Source organism: Paraburkholderia sp. GAS33, assembly GCF_050436645.1.
GTDB lineage: Bacteria > Pseudomonadota > Gammaproteobacteria > Burkholderiales > Burkholderiaceae > Paraburkholderia > Paraburkholderia phenazinium_B.
The window spans coordinates 539512-557230 of sequence record NZ_JBNDMP010000003.1 but is presented as its reverse complement, the minus strand read 5'-3'; the positions used below and the strand labels follow the sequence as shown (position 1 = coordinate 557230).

Below are 17719 nucleotides of genomic sequence, written 5' to 3'. Positions count from 1 at the left end.
GTTGCGTGGCTTGTCACGTACGCAACGAAGCCACTAGACGAACAGCGCGACACTCAAAGATTAGGCGCGAACACCGCCGCCGAACCCGGCGCAATGCGGCGCTTGAGAATTCGCGCGACCGAATACATCGTACTCAGCCGTTCCACCCCAAGCCGTTGCTTCAGCTCTCCACCAAAGCCATCCAGGAAGTTGAAGGTGGCGGGGCTGGAAAATCCATCGAAATCGAACGTCAGCTTGCGCTCGAGCGCATGCTGGATCGCCATCCAGATCAGCAGGCTGATCGACCCGCCATGCGCGCCAAGGGCACGCGACGAGAGCAGGTAATACATCGAATGCTGGTCCCACACCAGACCGATAGCTGCAACCAGCCGCCCACCCGGGCCATAAGCCCCCAGCAGATGGCCCGCCTTGCGAGCGACGAACGCGTTGACCAGTTGCCGCATCACGGTCGATCCGTAGGCATTCGTGCGCGAACGTTCAAGCAGATTTGCTTCGTAGAACTGCAGGAATTCGCTAGGCGTCGCGATGGGCGCGACCGTGAGATTTCGCTCTGCACTCCGGATGACATTGCGGGTTTTGCCATGCAGACGAGCCCAGGTCTCGGGCACCGTGCAATCCGGCGCGATCTGAAACGTGTAGCGCGCCGAGACGGTAAATCCGCGTAAGGCGAACGCCAGCGCATCTTCAGTGCGTGGATCGAACAACTGGAAGAAGCTGTCGAAATGCGGCAGTTGATCGATCAGCTCCGAGGTGACGCTCAGCCGGTGATGCTGCTCGTGCGTGCGGTCGAGGCCCATGGGTTTGATGACCGGACCCAGCGTCCGCGTGAGCGGCGGAAGATGTGAAATCCGCCACACCCCCATGCGGGTCGGATAATAAGGCAATTCCCCGAGCACCTCGTTGCGGCGCACGACTTTCACCGTGCTCCAGTTACCGCCGGTCGCGATATCGAGCCACCAGGGTTCGTGGAAAATGGATTGAGCAACCGATGCTTCGACTGAGCGCGCCGACGCGGTGACAGACGGCACCACGGGGGTGCTGCGTATCACGCGTTCAAGAGGCACCGCTGAGTCTCGTACGGTTGTCATCGGCAACTCACATGGTTCCGGGCCCGATCCCCGTTGATACTGTTTGCCTTTCCCCCCAAGCCGCGAGACGCATTGTTTCGCTCAGACGAATGCGCGCGGTTCGAGCCGACTACGGCGAGTCTATTCGCACTTTGGTAGTACTTTCACGCCAAAATCGAGTAAAAACAGTGGACTCGTATGGAGAAAGGCAGGTCTCGGAAAAGTGTTCTGCTCGATAGCCCACTTAGGTCGAAAGGGTTACCGGTGTGAGGCCGATTTCTACGCTTTATCCGATGATATTGAAGTCCTTCAGATACTTGTCGCTTAGCGTAATGCCAAGCCCAGGCGTTTCGTCGGATAGTTGCAGAAAGCCATTTTCCGGCTGCGGCTCACCTTCGAAAATGTAGTAGAACAGTTCATTGCCCACTTCCACATCGAACACCGGAAAAAACTCCGACATGGGGCTCGCCGTCGTGGACATCGTCAGGTGATAGTTGTGCATCTGCCCCGCGTGCGGGATCACAGGCACGGACCACGCTTCGGCCATCGCGTTGATCTTGCGCGCAGCGGTAATGCCGCCGACGCGATTCGTGTCGTACTGGATCACGTCCACCGCGCGCCGTTCGAGCAGGTCCTTGAAGCCGTAGATCGTGAACTCATGCTCGCCGCCCGAGACGGGAATGATGTTCATCTTCTTCAGTTCCTGATATCCCTCGACGTCGTCGCCAATCACCGGTTCCTCGATCCAGCGTGGATTGAATTCGGCGAGACGCGGCAGCATGCGGCGCGCGTATTCGAGCGTCCAGCCCATGTAGCACTCCACCATGATGTCGATCTCATCGCCCGCGAGTTCGCGCAACAGACGCAACTGCTCGATATTTTTCGCCATACCCTTCGGGCCGTCCTTGGGACCGTAGCCGAAGCGCATCTTCATCGCAGTGAAACCCTGCTCGAGATAGCCGTTTGCTTCGCCGAGGAAAGCATCACGATCGTCGTTGTTATAAAGCTTGGAGGCGTAGCACCAGATCTTCTCTTTGGTGCGCCCACCGAGCAGCTTGAACACCGGCTTGTTGACTGCTTTGCCCATGATGTCCCACAGCGCAATATCGATCGCCGAGATCGCCGCCATGCCGATGCCCTTGCGGCCCCAGGCGAGCGTACGGCGGTACATCTTCTGCCAGATGTATTCGTTGTCGAACGGGTCTTCGCCAAGCGCGATCGGGGCGAGATGTTCGTCGATAATCTGCTTGGCCACGCGCGGCGCGAGCGCGCAGTTGCCGATACCAACGATGCCATCGTCGGTCTCCACTTCCACCACCAGCCAGCCGTGAAAACGGAACGAGCCCATCGCATCGCCACGCTCGAAGAGAATATCGACCGCGTTGGTGCAGAAATGCGCTTGCGGCGGCACGACCTTGCCTTTCCATTCAAAGACGCGGGTGCGAATGTGTTTGATCTTCATAAACGTCAACTCCTTGGAAAGATTAGTGGCTCGGCCGTTTGCCAAGCGATGCGGTGGATTCTTGAGGCAGGCGAACGGTCTCCGGCGAGGTCGACTTGAACCACTGCAGCAACGCGGCGCCAATCAGGCCGACCACCGCCAGCGAAAGCATGCCGGCCTGCGGCGAGCCTACGAGGCGCTCGGCAAAAGCCTTGAGATTCGGCGCGACGAAGCCGCCCAGATTGCCAATCGAATTGATGAGTGCGATTCCGCCCGCGGCGGCCGCGCCACCGAGGTAGCCCGTCGGCAAAGTCCAGAAAAGCGGCTGCACGGCGACGAAACCGATTGCCGCGACGCAAAACGCGGCAATCGCGAGTACGACCGATGAGGTCACCGCGGAGGCGGCAATGCCGAGCGCCGCGAGCGTGAGCATCGCCGCGGCCCAGTTACGATGATGGCCATGGCGGTCCGCTGTGCGCGTAACGATAAAGGTGCCAACAATCGCCGCGATCCACGGGATGGCGGTCAGCAAGCCGACCTTCGTGCCGACGTGGCCACCAGTCAGGCCGGCGATGCGGGTGGGCAGGTAGAAGACCACGCCGTACACGCTCATCTGGACAGCGAAGTAAATGAGGCTGAGAAACAGCACGCGTGGATCGCGCAGTGCCGCCAGCACAGAGGCGGGACCATGTGCGCGTTTATGCTCGTCCTCCACACGCAAGGCAGCAACCAATGCATCGCGTTGCGGGGTATCGAGCCAGCGGGCATCGGCGGGACGGTCGGTCAGATAGAAGAATGCGATCACGCCGACCGCGGAAGCAGCGATACCCTCCACCACGAACAGCCACTGCCAAGGATGCAAGCCGAACGGGTTGGAGATATCGAGCAACACGCCCGATACCGGACTGCCAAACAGCATGGCAAGCGGGAAACCGAAATAGAACACGCCCATGGTTTGCGAGCGCGTGTTTGCCGGAAACCAGCTGGACAGAAACAGGATGATGCCGGGGAAGAAGCCTGCCTCAGCGATACCGAGCAGGACCCGCAATGCGTAGAAGCTCGATGCGTCGTGGACCAGTGCGGTACACGCCGAGACAAGCCCCCAGGTGACCATGATGCGGCTCATCCAGACACGCGCACCGAGCCGGTACATCAACAGGTTGCTGGGCACTTCGAACACGGCATAGCCGATGAAGAAGATGCCGGCGCCGAAGGCGAACGCCGCATCGCTCAGGCCCGTGTCGGCCTGCAGCACGTTCTTCGCAAAGCCGACGTTGGCGCGATCGATAAAAGCCAATATGTACATCAGCACGAGGAAAGGCAGCAGTCTCGTGCGTGCCTTCGCGATGGCGCTCTCGAGCGCCACGCCGCTTGTCGCGTTCATTGATTCGTCTCCTGAGTCTTGTTTTGTGCGCCGCACGCAGTCATTGCGCGGACGCCTCCAGTAGCGCCTAAGCTTCGCTAGTGTGCGAAACTATGCGATAACTGACTAGTGAATTAATCGAATCGGCCTATTCCCTGGAGTTATCGCTCGCATGATTGCGCCTGCCTCGACCATTCGCAAACGGCTGCGCCTGCGTCACCTGCAACTGATGGTGGCGCTCTCGGAAACGGAGTCGCTTCGTCGCGCGGCCGATGAGCTTGCGATGACGCAGCCCGCCGCCACCAAGGCGCTCAAAGAGCTCGAAGACACCATTGGCGTCTCGCTGTTCGTGCGGCACGCGCGCGGCATGGAGCCGACCATCTTCGGCGAAGCGGTGATGCGCTACGCGCGGGTCGTGTTCGAAGACCTCGATGAATTGCGCGACGAGCTGGCGGCAATCGAGGCGGGCGATATCGGCAAGGTGCGCATCGGTGCAGTGATGGCGCCGGCACCCGAACTACTGACACACGCCATCGTTGCGCTGAAGGCTGCGCATCCGCGCCTGCAGATCTCGGTGCAGATCGATACCAGTGACGTACTCGTGCAGGCGCTGCAGCAGGACCAGCTGGACATCATGCTTGGGCGCATCCCCGATGGCTTTCCTGCGCTCGACCTGAGTTTCGAAACCTTGGGTGAAGAGGCCTTGTCGATCGTCGCGCGGCCTGATCATCCGGTTGCGCACGCAACGGTTCGTCCGAAGCTCAACGAACTGGCGAAATACCCCTGGATTGTGCAGCCGCATCCCAGTCCGATGCGGCAGATCATCGACCAGACCTTTCGCGAGTCGCGCGTGGCGCCTCCCATCAGCACGGTGGAGACTTCGTCGATCCTGACCACGCTGTCACTCCTGCTCGACTCCGACATGCTGGCGGTGCTGCCCACTTCCGTAGCGCAGTACTACGTCGATCTGGGGACCATGGCCGCACTCGCCACACCGCTGCGCGGCCGCCTCGCCCCCTATGGGCTGATCCTCAGGAAGAACCGCCGGATCCGTCCCGCGACGCAACTCGTGATCGACGCAATTCGCACGGCTTAAGCTGCGGGTGGCTTAATGAAATGAGAACATCACAAGCGACGAGATGCGACGCGCATGACGAAATGCGCGCTACCGTACGAAGTAAAACGTTTGCGTCTTCAAGGACGGTTGAATCGGTGGATTTGCCCTTGCAACGTCAAGCACGGACCCTGCATACTGCCTAGCACCACTAACGACGCCGCTTCGTCACGGCGCGATTGACCGCTCACCCAGCCTCTCGCTGGTCAGTTGCGGCGATAAAAAATATCAGAGGGAATCATGAACGTACGCTTGAGCAGTGTCGAACTGCGCCCGGTCGATCTGGCAGATCCAGAAGTGGCTCGACTCTACCTGGAATGCCTCGATGCCGAAAAACGCTTGCGGGGTAGCAGGAAAATGGCCGCTGCGGCGGTATTCCAGTTGCGGGAAAAGCAGTTGAACGAGCTATGGAAGCGACTGGGCGAAGTCGACGCCCAACTATGCAGCGAGCTGCAAGACGGAGTGCGCGAGTGGCATGAAATCGCCGTCAAATTGCGTGGCGGCGAGTGAAGGGCGAATCAGCGATAAGTGACGGCCCGTGCGCGTGCGGAGTGTCCGCCGTGCTAAGGACGCAGCAGGTCGAAACCGCCCAGCACGACCACTCCGCTTAGCGCAATCAGCGCGACAGAGTGCTGGCCAAAGTAAAGAATGGCCGCGGCCGACCAGGTGGCAAGAGTAAAGGCTGCAATTCGCTTCATGATGAAATAGCCGCAACGGCGGAGCTCTGGTTTCTGTCGTGTTTAATCATGAGGGCGTAGGGAACGCGCTTACGACCCCCATATGATTAGCTACACAACCAGTTGCAGAATATCACGCTTGCCTGAAAGCTCGCTGCCGGCACGCCAGTTCGCTCACTCTGCCGGATCGCGGAACAGATCAGCGCACAAACTCCGCCCCGCGTCGCTCAATCGCGCGGTGCCGGTGCCTTCCTCGTTCAAAGTTGTCTCGGCGATGCCGCCGTCGGCCAGCGCCGTCAGGTGACGCCGCAGCGTACTCATCGGCACACCTGCCTGCTTCGAGAGCTTCGCCAGCGACCAGTCGCGGCCGGGCGTCTCCTGCTCCGCGCGCCACAGCTGCATCAATATTGCTACCAGCATCGGATCAACTTCGTCGTTCATCGGAGCCCCCTCAGGCCATCTCTGTAACAAGGCCGCCCAGCGTCCTGAGCGCCGCTTCCGTCTGCGCAGTCCAGGGATAGCTGTAATTCAGCCGGATAAAGTGGCGAAAATCGTTGCGGGTCGAAAACATGTAGCCTGGCCCGACCGTGATGCCGCGCGCAAGCGCGGTCCGGTAGAGCCGCATCGAATCGACGCGTTCCGGCATTTCCACCCACAGCACGTAGCCGCCCTGCGGCGCGGAAACGCGCGTACCGGACGGAAAGAAACGCAGCACCATCGCGCTCATCAAGCGAGCCTGCTGATGGTAGAACTTGCGCACGTGGCGCAAATGGCGGTCGTATCCATCCTGCCGCAAATAGTCGGCCACGGCCACCTGCGGCACCGACGGCGTCGTCAACGTGTTCAGGAATTTGAGCTTTTCCACTTGCGCGCGGTAACGGCCCGGCATCGCCCAGCCGATCCGGTACGACGCAGTCAGGCTCTTCGAAAACGAAGCACAGTGCAACACCAGTCCCTTGGTGTCGTACTGCTTGAGCGTGGAAGGCCGCGCGTCGCCGAAGTAGAGCTCCTGATAGACGTCGTTCTCGATCACCGGGATATCGTGTTGCGTGAGCAGGTCGAGGAGCTGCTTCTTCCGTTCATCCGGCATCTGAAAACCGAGCGGATTCTGGAAATTCGGCATCACCATGCACGCCGCGATCTTCTGCTTGTCGATAATGCCGGCCAGCACCTCGACGTCGATCCCGTCGGTTGGATGCGTCGTCACCGCAATGGCGCGCATGCCGAGACGCTCGATGGCGTGCAGCATAGCGTAGTAAGTCGGCGACTCGACAACCACCGTATCGCCCGGCTTCGCCACCGCCTGCAGGCTCAGATTGATCGCCTCGGTCGCGCCGAGCGTGACGATGATCTCGTTCGGATCCACCGGCACGCCGTTTTCCGCGTAGCGCCGCGCAATCTGGCGGATCAGTTCGGGATTGCCGGGCGGCAGGTCGTCGATCAGGTTCCAGCTCGCGTGACGCCGGGCAATCGCGTTGGCGTACTGGTTGATGCGCCGCCAGGGGAACAGCGTGGGATCAGGATACGGCGAGCCGAGCGGTACAGCGTCGTGAGCACGGATGCTGCGCAAGGTCGACAGCACCAGCCGGCTCACGTCGACCTCCGAGGCGGGCGCGGGCGGTGCCGCCGTGTGATCGCGCACGGTCTGCGGCGGGACTGCCAGCTCACGCACGAAGTAGCCCGACTGCGGGCGCGTCTCGATCAGGCCGCGGCCTTCCAGCAACGCGTAGGCGTGCAGCACGGTCTTGATGCTGACGCCGTGCTGCTGGCTCGCCTGGCGCACGGACGGGATCCGCTCGCCGGCGGCGAACACGCCGCGGCGCACGGCCGCACCGATTTCATCGGCGAGTTTTTCGTAGAGCTTCAAGGGACGAGGCGACCGGGCGGGCGGCGCGTGGCAAAGGAAATGACCGCAGTTTATGCCAAATCGCCGAAAACTGTATCCCTTCCCTTTCCCGTTTTCTGTGTTCCGCCAACTTTTCGGAACACAGTAGGCTTCGGTTTATCGGCAAATCCGCCTGTTTACCGGCAGCAAGGTCATGAAAAAACCCGAAGCGCGCATCGAACCGTACACCCACCCCGCCGCCGGCTGGGGCGCCCTGAAGTACGTCGCCATCAATCTCATCAAGGAAAGGGTTGCTGGCGTCAACTACAAGACCCTGTTCAAGCAGAACCAGCCAAACGGCTTCGATTGCCCGGGCTGCGCGTGGCCGGACCGCGAACATGCCTCCACCTTCGAATTCTGCGAAAACGGCGTCAAGGCGGTAGCCGCCGAGGCCACCAGCAAGCGCGTGACACCGGAGTTCTTCGAGCAGCACACCATCGAAGAACTGATGGCGCAGTCGGACTACGAACTCGAACAACACGGCCGCCTGACCGACCCGATGGTCTACGACGCCTTGCTCGACCGCTATGTGCCGATCGAATGGGATGCGGCGTTCGAACTGATCGCGCGTCATCTGAAAGCCCTCGACGATCCCGACCGCGCCGCTTTCTACACCTCGGGGCGCGCCAGCAACGAAGCCGCCTTTCTGTACCAGTTGTTCGTGCGCATGTACGGCACCAACAACTTCCCCGACTGCTCGAACATGTGCCATGAAGCGACGAGCCGCGGCTTGCCGGGCACGGTAGGCGTCGGCAAGGGCACGGTCACGATGGACGACCTGGAGCACAGCGACACGCTTTTGATCTTCGGCCAGAACCCGGCCACCAACCATCCGCGGATGCTCGGCGAACTGCGCGAGTGCGCAAAGCGCGGCGCGACGATCGTGTCGATCAATCCGATCAAGGAACGCGGCCTCGAGCGCTTCGCCAGCCCGCAGCATCCGGTCGAAATGCTGACCATGGGCAGCACCAAGATCAGTTCGGTGTTCATTCGCCCGAAGGTGGGCGGCGACTTCGCGCTGATCAAGGGTGTCGCCAAGCGCGTAATCGAGCTGGACGACGCGGCGCTCGCGAGCGGCGGCGAACGCGTGCTGGACGTGGAGTTTATCGCCGAACATACGGTAGGTTTCGACGCCTTCGCCGACGATCTGCGCGCGGAAGACTGGGGCGCCATCGTCGCCGAATCGGGCGTGCCGATGGAGGACGTGCTCAAGCTCGCCGACATCTACGTCAAGGGCAAAACGGTCATCTCCACATGGGGCATGGGCCTCACGCAGCACAAGAATTCAGTACCGACGATCCAGCTCCTGTCGAACCTGATGATGATGCGCGGCATGATCGGCAAGCGCGGGGCCGGTCTGTGCCCGGTGCGCGGTCACTCGAACGTTCAGGGCGACCGCACGGTGGGGATTGAAGAGCGTCCAACCCAGGCGTTCCTCGACCGCCTCGGCAGGGTCTATGACTTCGAACCGCCGCGCGAACACGGCCTCGACGTCGTGAATTCGATTCAGGCAATGCTCGACGGCAAGGTGAAGGTGTTTATCGGCCTGGGCGGCAATTTCTCGATTGCGACGCCGGATACGCCGCGCACGTGGGAAGCCATGCGTTCGTGCGACCTGACCGTGCATATCACGACCAAGCTGAACCGCAGCCACCTCGTGCACGGCCGCGACGCGCTGATCCTGCCGACGCTCGGCCGCACCGAGATCGACATGCAGAACGGCGTGGCGCAAGGCGTGAGCGTCGAAGATTCGTTCAGCATGGTGCACATCTCGTACGGCATGAACAAGCCGGCTTCGCCGAATCTGCTGTCGGAAATCGCCATCGTGGCGCGCATGGCGGACGCGACGCTCGGCAGCAGCAAGGTCGACTGGCTGGCGCAAATGAATGACTACGCGCTGATCCGCGATGGCATCGAAAAAGTGTTCGACGGCTTTGAGAATTACAACGAGCGGCTCAAGCATCCTGGTGGCTTCCACCTCGGGGTCGCCTCGCGCGACCGGATCTGGAACACGCCTAGCAAGAAGGCGCAGTTCCTCGTGCACGCGATTGCCTTCGACACGCCGATTCACCGCGCCCGCAGCCGCCATGGCGAGCGCCTGATGACGCTGATGACCACCCGTTCCCACGACCAGTACAACACCACGATCTACGGTCTGGACGACCGCTATCGCGGTGTTTACGGCCAGCGGCGCGTGCTCTTCGCCAACAAGGACGACCTCGCGATGCTCGGCTTCGTGGCCGGCCAGCGCGTGGACATTACGAGCGTGTGGGACGACGGCATCGAGCGCCGGGCGGACAGCTTTTTGCTCGTCGAGTACGACATCCCGCGCGGCTGTCTCGGCGCTTACTATCCGGAGACGAATCCGCTGGTGCCGCTTTCGTCGGTCGCAGACGGGGCCGGTACGCCGACGTCGAAATCGATCCCGGTGCTGCTCACGGCTTCAGTGGAAGAGCTGGAAGCGGTGGCCGCCTGAGCCTGAGATCGAACGCCGCCTGATTCCCGGTTGAAGCAAAAGAAAAGGCCGTTCCGATATGAGTCGGAACGGCCTTTTGCCTTTTCACTTCGTGCTTTGGCAAAACTAGACCAGCAGTTTGACCAGCAAGGAGCCGATCAGTCCAGCCGTGCCGACGATGACGAGCGTCTGGATGATGGTCAGCGATTTACGCGAGCGGGACAACGAGGAGTTTGAGGAAGAAGTCACGAATATTTCTGGTTTCAATTCAAGGAACGGCATACGCCGCGCGGCGCCCGGCGAGAGCTGGACGTTTTGCGAAGGCGTGATTGTACGTCCTGGTTCGGGATAGCCGGTTTTTTACGGGCGGCGGCGGATTGCCGCCCCCTTGCGGTTCAGTTCTTGACCGGGAAGTACCAGAGATTGCGGTCGCTATAGCCGAACTGTCTGATGATCGTTCCCAGCGTGCCGTCTGCACGGATTTCATCGAGCGCACGCGAGACCGCATTGTTCAGATCCACATCGTTCTTGCGCAGCGTGTAACGAGCGTAGCCATATTCCTTGGGACGCGGCTGGTAGTCGTGCACCATCTCCATCGCGACGGCGGGATGCGCCTCAAGGAACTGTGAGATCTTGATGCCGTCTTCCATCGCCACGTCGATGCGTCCCGCCATCAGGTCAGCGAATTCCGCCTCGTTGCTCGCATACAGTTTCATTTCCTTCAGATCGGTACGCTGGCTGAGCAGTTCGTGGTTGATGCCGCCGCGCAGCGTGCCCACGGTATGGCCTGCGAAGTCGGCCCAATTGTGGATCTTCAGGGGATTGCCGCGCGCGACTGCGATGCCCGAGCCGTACCAGTAGGCCGGACTCGTGAACGCCACGACGCGCAACCGCGCTTCCGTCTCATGCAGGTTATCGACGATCACATCGCCCCGCCCGGACAGCAAGGTGGGAATCAGCGCGTCGAAGGGCACGATATCCCAGTTCACCTTGGTGATCCCGAGGCGTTTGGTGATTTCGCGGAAGATGCGCACGTCCGCACCGTCGAAGCTATTGGTCTTGTTGTCCTGGAACGTCGACGGGGGGTCGGCTGCAATAACCAGGGTAATGCCATTCTCGACGGCACGCCGGTAAGAGCCGTCGCCGCCGTCGAAACGCGCGCTGCTGGTCGCGGCTTCGTCGGCGGCCCAGACTGTAGAGACGGACAGCAAGCCTGTCACTATCGATGCAAGCATCAGCGTCGCCACTCTCATGGAAAACTCCTGAATCGTTGGTCTTAAGTTTGGAGTGCTACAGGCTGGCTGTTCCGCCGAGCTGCCGGTTCCGTTCCCACAACGAACGCAGAAAATCCCGGGTGCGTGCTTGCTGAGGCGCCGCAAAGAACGCCGCAGGGTGCCCCTCTTCAACGATCCGTCCATCGGCCATGAAGACGATCCGGTCGGCTACCTCACGCGCGAATCCCATTTCATGAGTGACAACGACCATCGTCATGCCTTCGTCGGCAAGCGTGCGCATCACGCGCAAGACCTCGCCCACCAGTTCGGGATCGAGAGCGGACGTGACTTCATCGAACAACATGACTTCAGGCTGCATGGCGAGCGCACGCGCAATCGCCACGCGTTGCTGCTGGCCACCGCTCAACTCGTGCGGATAGTCGTTCGCTTTCGCCCGCAGGCCGACCTTGTCCAGCAACGCATAGGCGGCTTGCGTTGCATCGGATAACGAACGACCCAGTACATGAACGGGCGCAACCGTAATGTTTTCGATCACGCTGAGATGCGAGAACAGGTTGAACGATTGAAACACCATGCCGACCTTGGCCCGAATCGCTTCAACCTCCCTGTCGCTATCGGCATGACGGCGGCCGTTACTGAGGCCTTGGTAAACGGGTGCTTCATCGAAATAGATCGTGCCGCTGTCGACGGTTTCCAGATGGTTGATGCAGCGGAGCATCGTCGACTTGCCCGACCCCGACGGTCCGACGACACACAGCACCTCACCCTTCGCGACGCTAAGCGATACGTCCTTCAGCGCATGGTGGTCGCCGAAGCGCTTGTTCACACCGTCAAGACGGATCATGGCGTACCCACCGTGGCATCAGGAGCGCCATGATCTATGGGCTTCGCCTTGTTACCGACATTCATGCGCCGTTCGAGCCAGCGCACCGCCAGCGCGCTGGGGTAAGAGAACGCCAGATAAATCGCGCCAATGATGGTGAACACCGTGGCGTACTGGAAATTCGTCGACGAAATGATTTGCCCCGTAAAGATCAATTCCTTGACGGTGACAATCGATACCAGCGAGGTGTCCTTGAACAGCGAAATGCCGTAGTTGCCGAGCGGCGGAATCACCACGCGGATGGCCTGAGGTAGCACGATCAGACGCAGCATCTTGCGGCGCGACATGCCGAGCGCTTTGGCGGCTTCGATCTGGCCACGCGGAACCGCAGCGATGCCGGCGCGATACACCTCGGCCAGATAAGCCGAATAGTTGATCGACAGCCCGATGACTCCGGCCACGAACGGATCGAAGCGAATACCGAACGACGGCAGAACGAAGTAGATATAGAAAAGTTGCAGCAGCGCGGGCGTTCCGCGAATCACTTCGATATAGATCGAAGCACACCACCGCAGCAGCCGCGAGCGGCCAAGTTTGGCGAGTGCGATCAGCAGTCCGAGTGGCAAGCTGATCAACGTGATGCAAACAGTCAGCGCCAGACTGGTGGCGGCGCCTTTTAGCAACGCGGGCAGGTAGTCGCCCACGCCGTGCAAGTCGAACAGGGCAAGAAATTCTGTCAGCATGAGGTTCCTTCGTGCCGAAGCCTGACGCGCGCAACCCTCCCACACCTGATTGCGGTGTCGCGCTCCGGGCAATACGCTCGATGTCGTGGCCTGGTTATTTACACCGCGTAGACTTCCGGATCCACTTCGGCACCCAGCATCTTGCTCACGCGGTCCGCATGCCTGCGGATCGTCCGACCCAGCTCATGCAGATCCTCATCGCTCAAACCGCTTTTCAGCGTGGTCACGCTGATCGCGGCGACGCCCTCGCCTTCGCGATTGGTAATGGCCGCGCCGATGCACACCACACCAATGTTGTCCTCTTCGTTATCGAAGGCATAGCCGCGCTCGGCGACCAGCATCAGGTCGCTCATCAGTTCGGCGGGTGTCACGAGGGTGTATTCGGTGCGGCGCGGCATGCCGGTTTGCGCCAGCAGTTTGACCACCCTTGCCGGCGGCAGCAGGGCCATCAGCGATTTGCCAAGCGCCGAGCAATGCGGCAATTCGCGTTGCCCAAGCGCCGACGCGATTCGCAGAATGCCGGGCGCGTCGACGCGGTTGATCGCGACCGCGTAGCCCTGATCGAGGATCGCGAGGCGTGACGTCAGTCCAGTCAGTTCGGTGAGCTCACGCAGCACCGGCATGGCCAGTTGCGACACGCCGATATCTTCCGCCGCGCGATCGCCGAGATAGACGAGCGAAAGCCCCAACCGGTAGCGGCGCGAGCCCCCGAGGCGGACGTCGGTCACGAAATTGCGCATCAGGAGCGTCTGCAGCAGCGCGAACGCCGTACTCTTCGACACCCCGATCTGTTCGGCGACCCCAGCGACTGTCATACCTTCGCTGGCGGCCTTCCCCAAGGCCTCCAGGACATCGAGCGCGCGGTTGACACTGCGTAGCGCGTATCGGTCCTCAGCAGTTTGAACTGCATCTGTCATTTTCTGTTTTGATTCCGTTGATGAAGCTACCCGGTAGCATCCCACATCTCATATTGACAGTCACTAAATCGGAAATTAAGATGAACTTATTGCCGAACGTGGTTCGGTAGTGCCGAACGATTAATCGGTCAGCATCTGGCGCTCCGGATTCGCGGCTCGCCTCGCCACAAAAATAGCGACAGGAGGCCGAATTCGAGAGGCGCCGCGTTCCGGGGATTTTTTGCGCGGCGTCACACAGCTCGGCGGCAAGGACCATGGGAATAGTCTCTGAAGAAGGCTTGTGCATCGACGGGCAGTCGAAAATGTCAGGCGCACACTCCGCGAAACTCGTCCACAGCGAACTCGCGCATATCAAACTCGTGCTTGGGCGCTTGTCGGCGTCCGACCTCGACCAGTCCGGGTTGCCGCGCGCTTACTGGCGCAAGCGCCTGCGCAGCGTCATGGAGAATCATCAATTGTCGCCGGCACAGTTCGGCGAAATCGACCGCATTCTTGCCGGCCTGTCGGACTAGGCCATCTACATCTGCGGCAAGTCACCCCGGATTGATCGTACGATCCGCGCGCCATTATCGGGTATCCACGAAGACTGCAACGCCACGCCGGCATTGTTACGTCCATTTGCTGACATGCTAATGACATGGCGAAATTCGGCCTCAAGCCGCGGTCCGGTTTGGTCTGCGCAATATAAAAAGTAAAATCGACTGCATTCCGATGATTATCAGGAGCACATCAATGACTGGGCGCGTAAATGGGCCGGTTGCGGCTACGACTTATCGTGGCGACGCGATCGAAAACACGCATATTGCACATGTGGCGGTGGTCGATGCGCGGGGCGGTCTGCTCTACGGATTTGGCGACCCTTCGCGCATGACGCTGGCGCGTTCCGCAGCCAAGCCAGCGCAGGCGTTGGCGGTACTCGAAACCGGCGCGCTCGAACGCTTCGGCTTCGAGGAGGCCGACCTCGCGCTGATGTGCGGCTCGCACAATAGCGAGGACCGGCATATTGAACGCGCACGGCAGATGATTGCGAAAGCCAATGCGAGCGAAGCCGACCTGCGCTGCGGCGGCCATGCGCCTATATCCGACGCCGTTTACCGGTCGTGGATCAAGCGCGATTTCACGCCGGGTGCGGTATGCAGCAACTGCTCCGGCAAGCACGCCGGCATGCTCGCGGGCGCGCAGGCGATCGGCGCGGACGTGCAGGACTATCACAAGGCCGATCATCCGCTGCAGCTTCGCGTGAAGCACACCGTCGCCGACGTCTGCGATCTGCCCGACGAGGCGGTCCAGTGGGCTGTCGACGGCTGCAATCTGCCCACGCCTGCTTTCCCGCTCGAGCGTCTCGCGCGGCTTTACGCAAAGCTCGCCGACGCGGCGGCTCAATCGTCTGAAGCATCTGCGCGCAGCGCGGCGCTTGCGCGCATCTACCGCGCGATGACCCGGTACCCGGAAATGGTCGCGGGCGAAGGACGTTTTTGTACCGCGTTGATGCGCAGCTTCGATGGGGCGCTGGTCGGCAAGCTCGGCGCCGAGGCAAGCTACGCCATCGGCGTGCGGCCGAACGAGCAGACGGCGCGGCTTGGCGCCAAGGGTGCATTGGGAATTGCCGTCAAAGTCGAAGACGGGAATACGACTGTGCTTTACGCCGTGGTGGCACAGTTGCTGACGCAACTCGACATCGGCACAGCTGCGCAGCGCGCCCAGCTCGAATCGTTCCGTGCGCCGCCCATGCGCAATACGATGGGCGTGGAAACCGGACGTCTCGCGCTGTCGGTCGCGCTCGAACCGGTTGGCGGGAAGCAATAAGGGCTGAACGGCCAGCCGTGCCGTCCCAATGAACCCTACCCACGCGAGGGATCACCCTGCCCTAATTGAGCTTCAGAATGGCCGACGGAGCCGATATTTCGCAGCGCGTGCCGTCAGGGCACGGTGTTACGCTCGACTGAAATCTATCGCCGGTCGAGCGCGAGCCGCATAGGGGGATGGGTCCACGTCGCAACACGCCCCTTGGGGCAGTGGATCCAGACACGGATTGCAGCGAGACCGCACCAGGAGGCTCCGCGATGAAAATCACCCTACCCATCATGGGCCTGACGCTGCTCACGCTGAGCGGTGCCGCGTCGGCGTGGCAGCCGGTGGTTTATCCGATTCGCAGCCAGAGCCCCTGGCAGCAGAACGCCGACGCCGCCACGTGCTACGGCATGGCCAGCCGTCAAACCAACGTCAACATCACGCGGCAAGCGCAATCTGCAATGCCGCCCAAGCTCGCGTCCGGCGCCCCCGGAATAGGCGGAGGCGGCGTGGTATCGCAACCGCCGCTGCCTGCTAGCGGAACATCCCTCGCGTCGGCCAGTGCGACAACCACAGGCGCTTCGCCGGCTACCGGCATGCCGGCCACTGCGATGCCGGCCAGCGGCGCGCCGGCCACCACGGCGCAGGCGAGCGAACCGATGCCGAAAACCGACAAGAACGGCGTCCCGCAATTAGGCGGTGCCAGCGACCCGCAAACCGCGGCGGAGGTTAAGCCGCCGCCAATGCCACCGCCCGAGCCGCCAATGACGCGCTACTGGCGCGCCTACGCCGGCTGTATGCAGGGAAAGGGCTACGCCGTGCAATGAAATCGGTGCCGAGCCGGGCGTGACGATACGCGGCGGTGATTGTCGGCCAGTGGCCCTCAGCGCAGTAGCGGCATGCTTATTCGCTGCTGGTCCATTCCACGTTTGCGCCTACCGAGCGCAGGTTTTCCACGAAGTGCGGATGCGCGCGACGAATCGGCAACGCGTTCATGATTTCCGAGCGCCCCTCGATACTCGCCGCGACCATCAACAGTGCGATGGCGACACGAATGATGTACGGACTTTCGACCCTGGCCGGCGTCAACGGCAGGCCACCAAACGTGATGAGGCGGTGCGGGTCGGACAGGAACACGTGTGCGCCGAACTTGGAAAGCTCGACGGACCAACCCATTGCGCCGTCATAGACCTTGTTCCAGAACATCGCACTGCCTTCGGCCTTGACGCCGAGCGCGATGAAAATGGGCAGCAGATCCACGGGCAGATAAGGCCAGGGCGCCGCTTCGACCTTGGTGAGAATGTTCTGTGTGAAAGGCCGACGCACCCGCAACGGACCCTCGCGGAATGCACGCGACCAGCCGTCACGATGAACCACGTCCACGCCGAACTTGGCGAATGTCCGATCGATCAGCGGAAACTGCTCGGGCGCGGTATTCCTGACTACGATGTCGCCGCCGGTGATCGCGCCCAGTGCAAGAAACGTGGCAATTTCGTGGAAATCCTCGCTGAAGCGGAATTCGCCGCCGCCCAGTTTGCCGCCGCCCGAAACGCTCAGGCGCGATGTGCCGATGCCGTCAATCTCGACGCCCAGCATTGCGAGGAAACGGCAAAACTCCTGCACGTGCGGCTCGGACGCGGCATTGACGAGCGTCGACGTGCCGCTTGCCGACGCGGCACACAGCACGAAGTTCTCGGTGGTGGTGACCGACGCGTAATCCAGCCAGTGGTGATTCGCGCTCATCTGCGAGTCGGCACGCACGATCAGCGACTCGGCCGTGCGCGTCACCCGCGCGCCGAAGCGCTCGAACACCTCGACGTGCGGATCGATCTCGCGCACGCCGAGCGTACAACCCTTCACGTCGTTCTCGAGACGCGCCACGCCGAAACGGGCCAGCAAGGGCGGCACGAGCATGATCGACGAACGCATCTCCTCCGGCAGCTTGTGCGTGACGGGATCGAACGTGGTGGCGTGATGATGCAGCTCGAGAACGCCGGTCTGGAAATCCATCGACACTTCGCTGCCGAGCGTGCGGAAAATCTCGAGGATCTTCTTGACGTCGGTAATCTCCGGGACGCCGATCAGACGCAAGGGCTGATTGGTCAGCAGCGTGGCACAGAGAATCGGCAGGACGGCATTTTTGTTGGCGGATGGCTCGATCTCGCCGCGGAGCGGGAGACCGCCATGAACGATCAGGTTCGACATGTT

At 61.4% G+C, this 17719-nt stretch carries 18 protein-coding genes; 6 read left to right on the top strand and 12 right to left on the bottom strand.

Going from position 1 to position 17719, the window contains the following annotated elements; translation table 11 throughout:
• Window positions 1-53 precede the first annotated feature (53 nt).
• From P3T24_RS12790 to P3T24_RS12780, 3 genes are all read right to left on the bottom strand, one after another.
• Window positions 54-1088, bottom strand: coding sequence for a GNAT family N-acetyltransferase (locus P3T24_RS12790; RefSeq protein ID WP_429287274.1), 1035 nt, complete (start codon window positions 1086-1088; stop codon window positions 54-56).
• Between the two features lie 265 nt (window positions 1089-1353).
• Window positions 1354-2529 (bottom strand): L-rhamnonate dehydratase, encoded by a 1176-nt coding sequence (locus P3T24_RS12785; protein ID WP_429435005.1) that lies wholly within the window; start codon window positions 2527-2529, stop codon window positions 1354-1356.
• Between the two features lie 22 nt (window positions 2530-2551).
• On the bottom strand, window positions 2552-3892 hold the full coding sequence (locus P3T24_RS12780; RefSeq protein WP_429435002.1) for an MFS transporter: 1341 nt from the start codon (window positions 3890-3892) through the stop codon (window positions 2552-2554).
• A 151-nt stretch (window positions 3893-4043) separates the two neighbouring features.
• Here P3T24_RS12780 and P3T24_RS12775 point away from each other — a divergent pair, with 151 nt between their 5' ends.
• Together P3T24_RS12775 and P3T24_RS12770 are read left to right on the top strand one after the other, a co-directional pair.
• Window positions 4044-4967, top strand: a complete 924-nt coding sequence (locus P3T24_RS12775; protein WP_074267116.1) for a LysR family transcriptional regulator — start codon at window positions 4044-4046, stop codon at window positions 4965-4967.
• Between the two features lie 258 nt (window positions 4968-5225).
• Window positions 5226-5495 carry a hypothetical protein gene (locus P3T24_RS12770; RefSeq protein WP_074267115.1) on the top strand — a complete coding sequence of 90 codons (270 nt, stop codon included), beginning with the start codon at window positions 5226-5228 and terminating at the stop codon, window positions 5493-5495.
• A gap of 53 nt (window positions 5496-5548) precedes the next feature.
• On the opposite strand, the gene P3T24_RS12765 is transcribed toward P3T24_RS12770, so the two are convergent.
• The 3 genes from P3T24_RS12765 to P3T24_RS12755 form a co-directional block, all read right to left on the bottom strand.
• Window positions 5549-5683 carry a hypothetical protein gene (locus tag P3T24_RS12765; protein WP_297351763.1) on the bottom strand — a complete coding sequence of 45 codons (135 nt, stop codon included), beginning with the start codon at window positions 5681-5683 and terminating at the stop codon, window positions 5549-5551.
• Window positions 5684-5836: 153 nt separating this feature from the next.
• Window positions 5837-6103 carry a helix-turn-helix domain-containing protein gene (locus P3T24_RS12760; protein ID WP_074267114.1) on the bottom strand — a complete coding sequence of 89 codons (267 nt, stop codon included), beginning with the start codon at window positions 6101-6103 and terminating at the stop codon, window positions 5837-5839.
• Window positions 6104-6113: 10 nt separating this feature from the next.
• Entirely contained in the window at window positions 6114-7529 is a 1416-nt protein-coding gene (locus tag P3T24_RS12755) for a PLP-dependent aminotransferase family protein (protein WP_429287278.1), read from the bottom strand.
• Between the two features lie 172 nt (window positions 7530-7701).
• Here P3T24_RS12755 and P3T24_RS12750 point away from each other — a divergent pair, with 172 nt between their 5' ends.
• Entirely contained in the window at window positions 7702-10023 is a 2322-nt protein-coding gene (locus tag P3T24_RS12750; RefSeq protein WP_429434999.1) for an FdhF/YdeP family oxidoreductase, read from the top strand.
• Window positions 10024-10128: 105 nt separating this feature from the next.
• Here P3T24_RS12750 and P3T24_RS12745 read toward each other — a convergent pair whose 3' ends face one another.
• From P3T24_RS12745 to P3T24_RS12725, 5 genes are all read right to left on the bottom strand, one after another.
• A complete protein-coding gene (locus tag P3T24_RS12745; RefSeq protein ID WP_302050863.1) occupies window positions 10129-10251 on the bottom strand; it encodes a hypothetical protein in 123 nt (40 codons plus the stop codon).
• Between the two features lie 146 nt (window positions 10252-10397).
• Window positions 10398-11255, bottom strand: a complete 858-nt coding sequence (locus tag P3T24_RS12740) for a substrate-binding periplasmic protein (protein ID WP_429434997.1) — start codon at window positions 11253-11255, stop codon at window positions 10398-10400.
• A gap of 37 nt (window positions 11256-11292) precedes the next feature.
• Window positions 11293-12081: an amino acid ABC transporter ATP-binding protein gene (locus P3T24_RS12735; RefSeq protein ID WP_429434994.1), complete on the bottom strand. Its 789-nt coding sequence runs from the start codon at window positions 12079-12081 to the stop codon at window positions 11293-11295.
• Window positions 12078-12803, bottom strand: a complete 726-nt coding sequence (ehuD, locus tag P3T24_RS12730) for an ectoine/hydroxyectoine ABC transporter permease subunit EhuD (protein WP_429287282.1) — start codon at window positions 12801-12803, stop codon at window positions 12078-12080. The genes P3T24_RS12735 and ehuD overlap by 4 nt, the downstream gene beginning before the upstream one ends.
• Before the next feature lie 98 nt (window positions 12804-12901).
• Window positions 12902-13720: an IclR family transcriptional regulator gene (locus P3T24_RS12725; protein WP_074267108.1), complete on the bottom strand. Its 819-nt coding sequence runs from the start codon at window positions 13718-13720 to the stop codon at window positions 12902-12904.
• 254 nt (window positions 13721-13974) lie between these two features.
• On the opposite strand from P3T24_RS12725, the gene P3T24_RS12720 reads away from it, so the two are divergent.
• The 3 genes from P3T24_RS12720 (at window position 13975) to P3T24_RS12710 (ending at window position 16338) form a co-directional block, all read left to right on the top strand.
• The gene (locus P3T24_RS12720) at window positions 13975-14232 is read left to right on the top strand and encodes a hypothetical protein (RefSeq protein WP_143787652.1); all 258 of its coding nucleotides are present in this window, start codon (window positions 13975-13977) and stop codon (window positions 14230-14232) included.
• Window positions 14233-14452: 220 nt separating this feature from the next.
• Window positions 14453-15526, top strand: a complete 1074-nt coding sequence (locus P3T24_RS12715; RefSeq protein ID WP_429434991.1) for an asparaginase — start codon at window positions 14453-14455, stop codon at window positions 15524-15526.
• A gap of 257 nt (window positions 15527-15783) precedes the next feature.
• Window positions 15784-16338, top strand: a complete 555-nt coding sequence (locus P3T24_RS12710; protein WP_074267105.1) for a hypothetical protein — start codon at window positions 15784-15786, stop codon at window positions 16336-16338.
• A gap of 76 nt (window positions 16339-16414) precedes the next feature.
• Here the strand turns inward: P3T24_RS12710 and P3T24_RS12705 are convergent, their stop codons facing one another.
• On the bottom strand, window positions 16415-17716 hold the full coding sequence (locus P3T24_RS12705) for a UDP-N-acetylglucosamine 1-carboxyvinyltransferase (RefSeq protein WP_429287285.1): 1302 nt from the start codon (window positions 17714-17716) through the stop codon (window positions 16415-16417).
• Window positions 17717-17719: the final 3 nt, after the last annotated feature.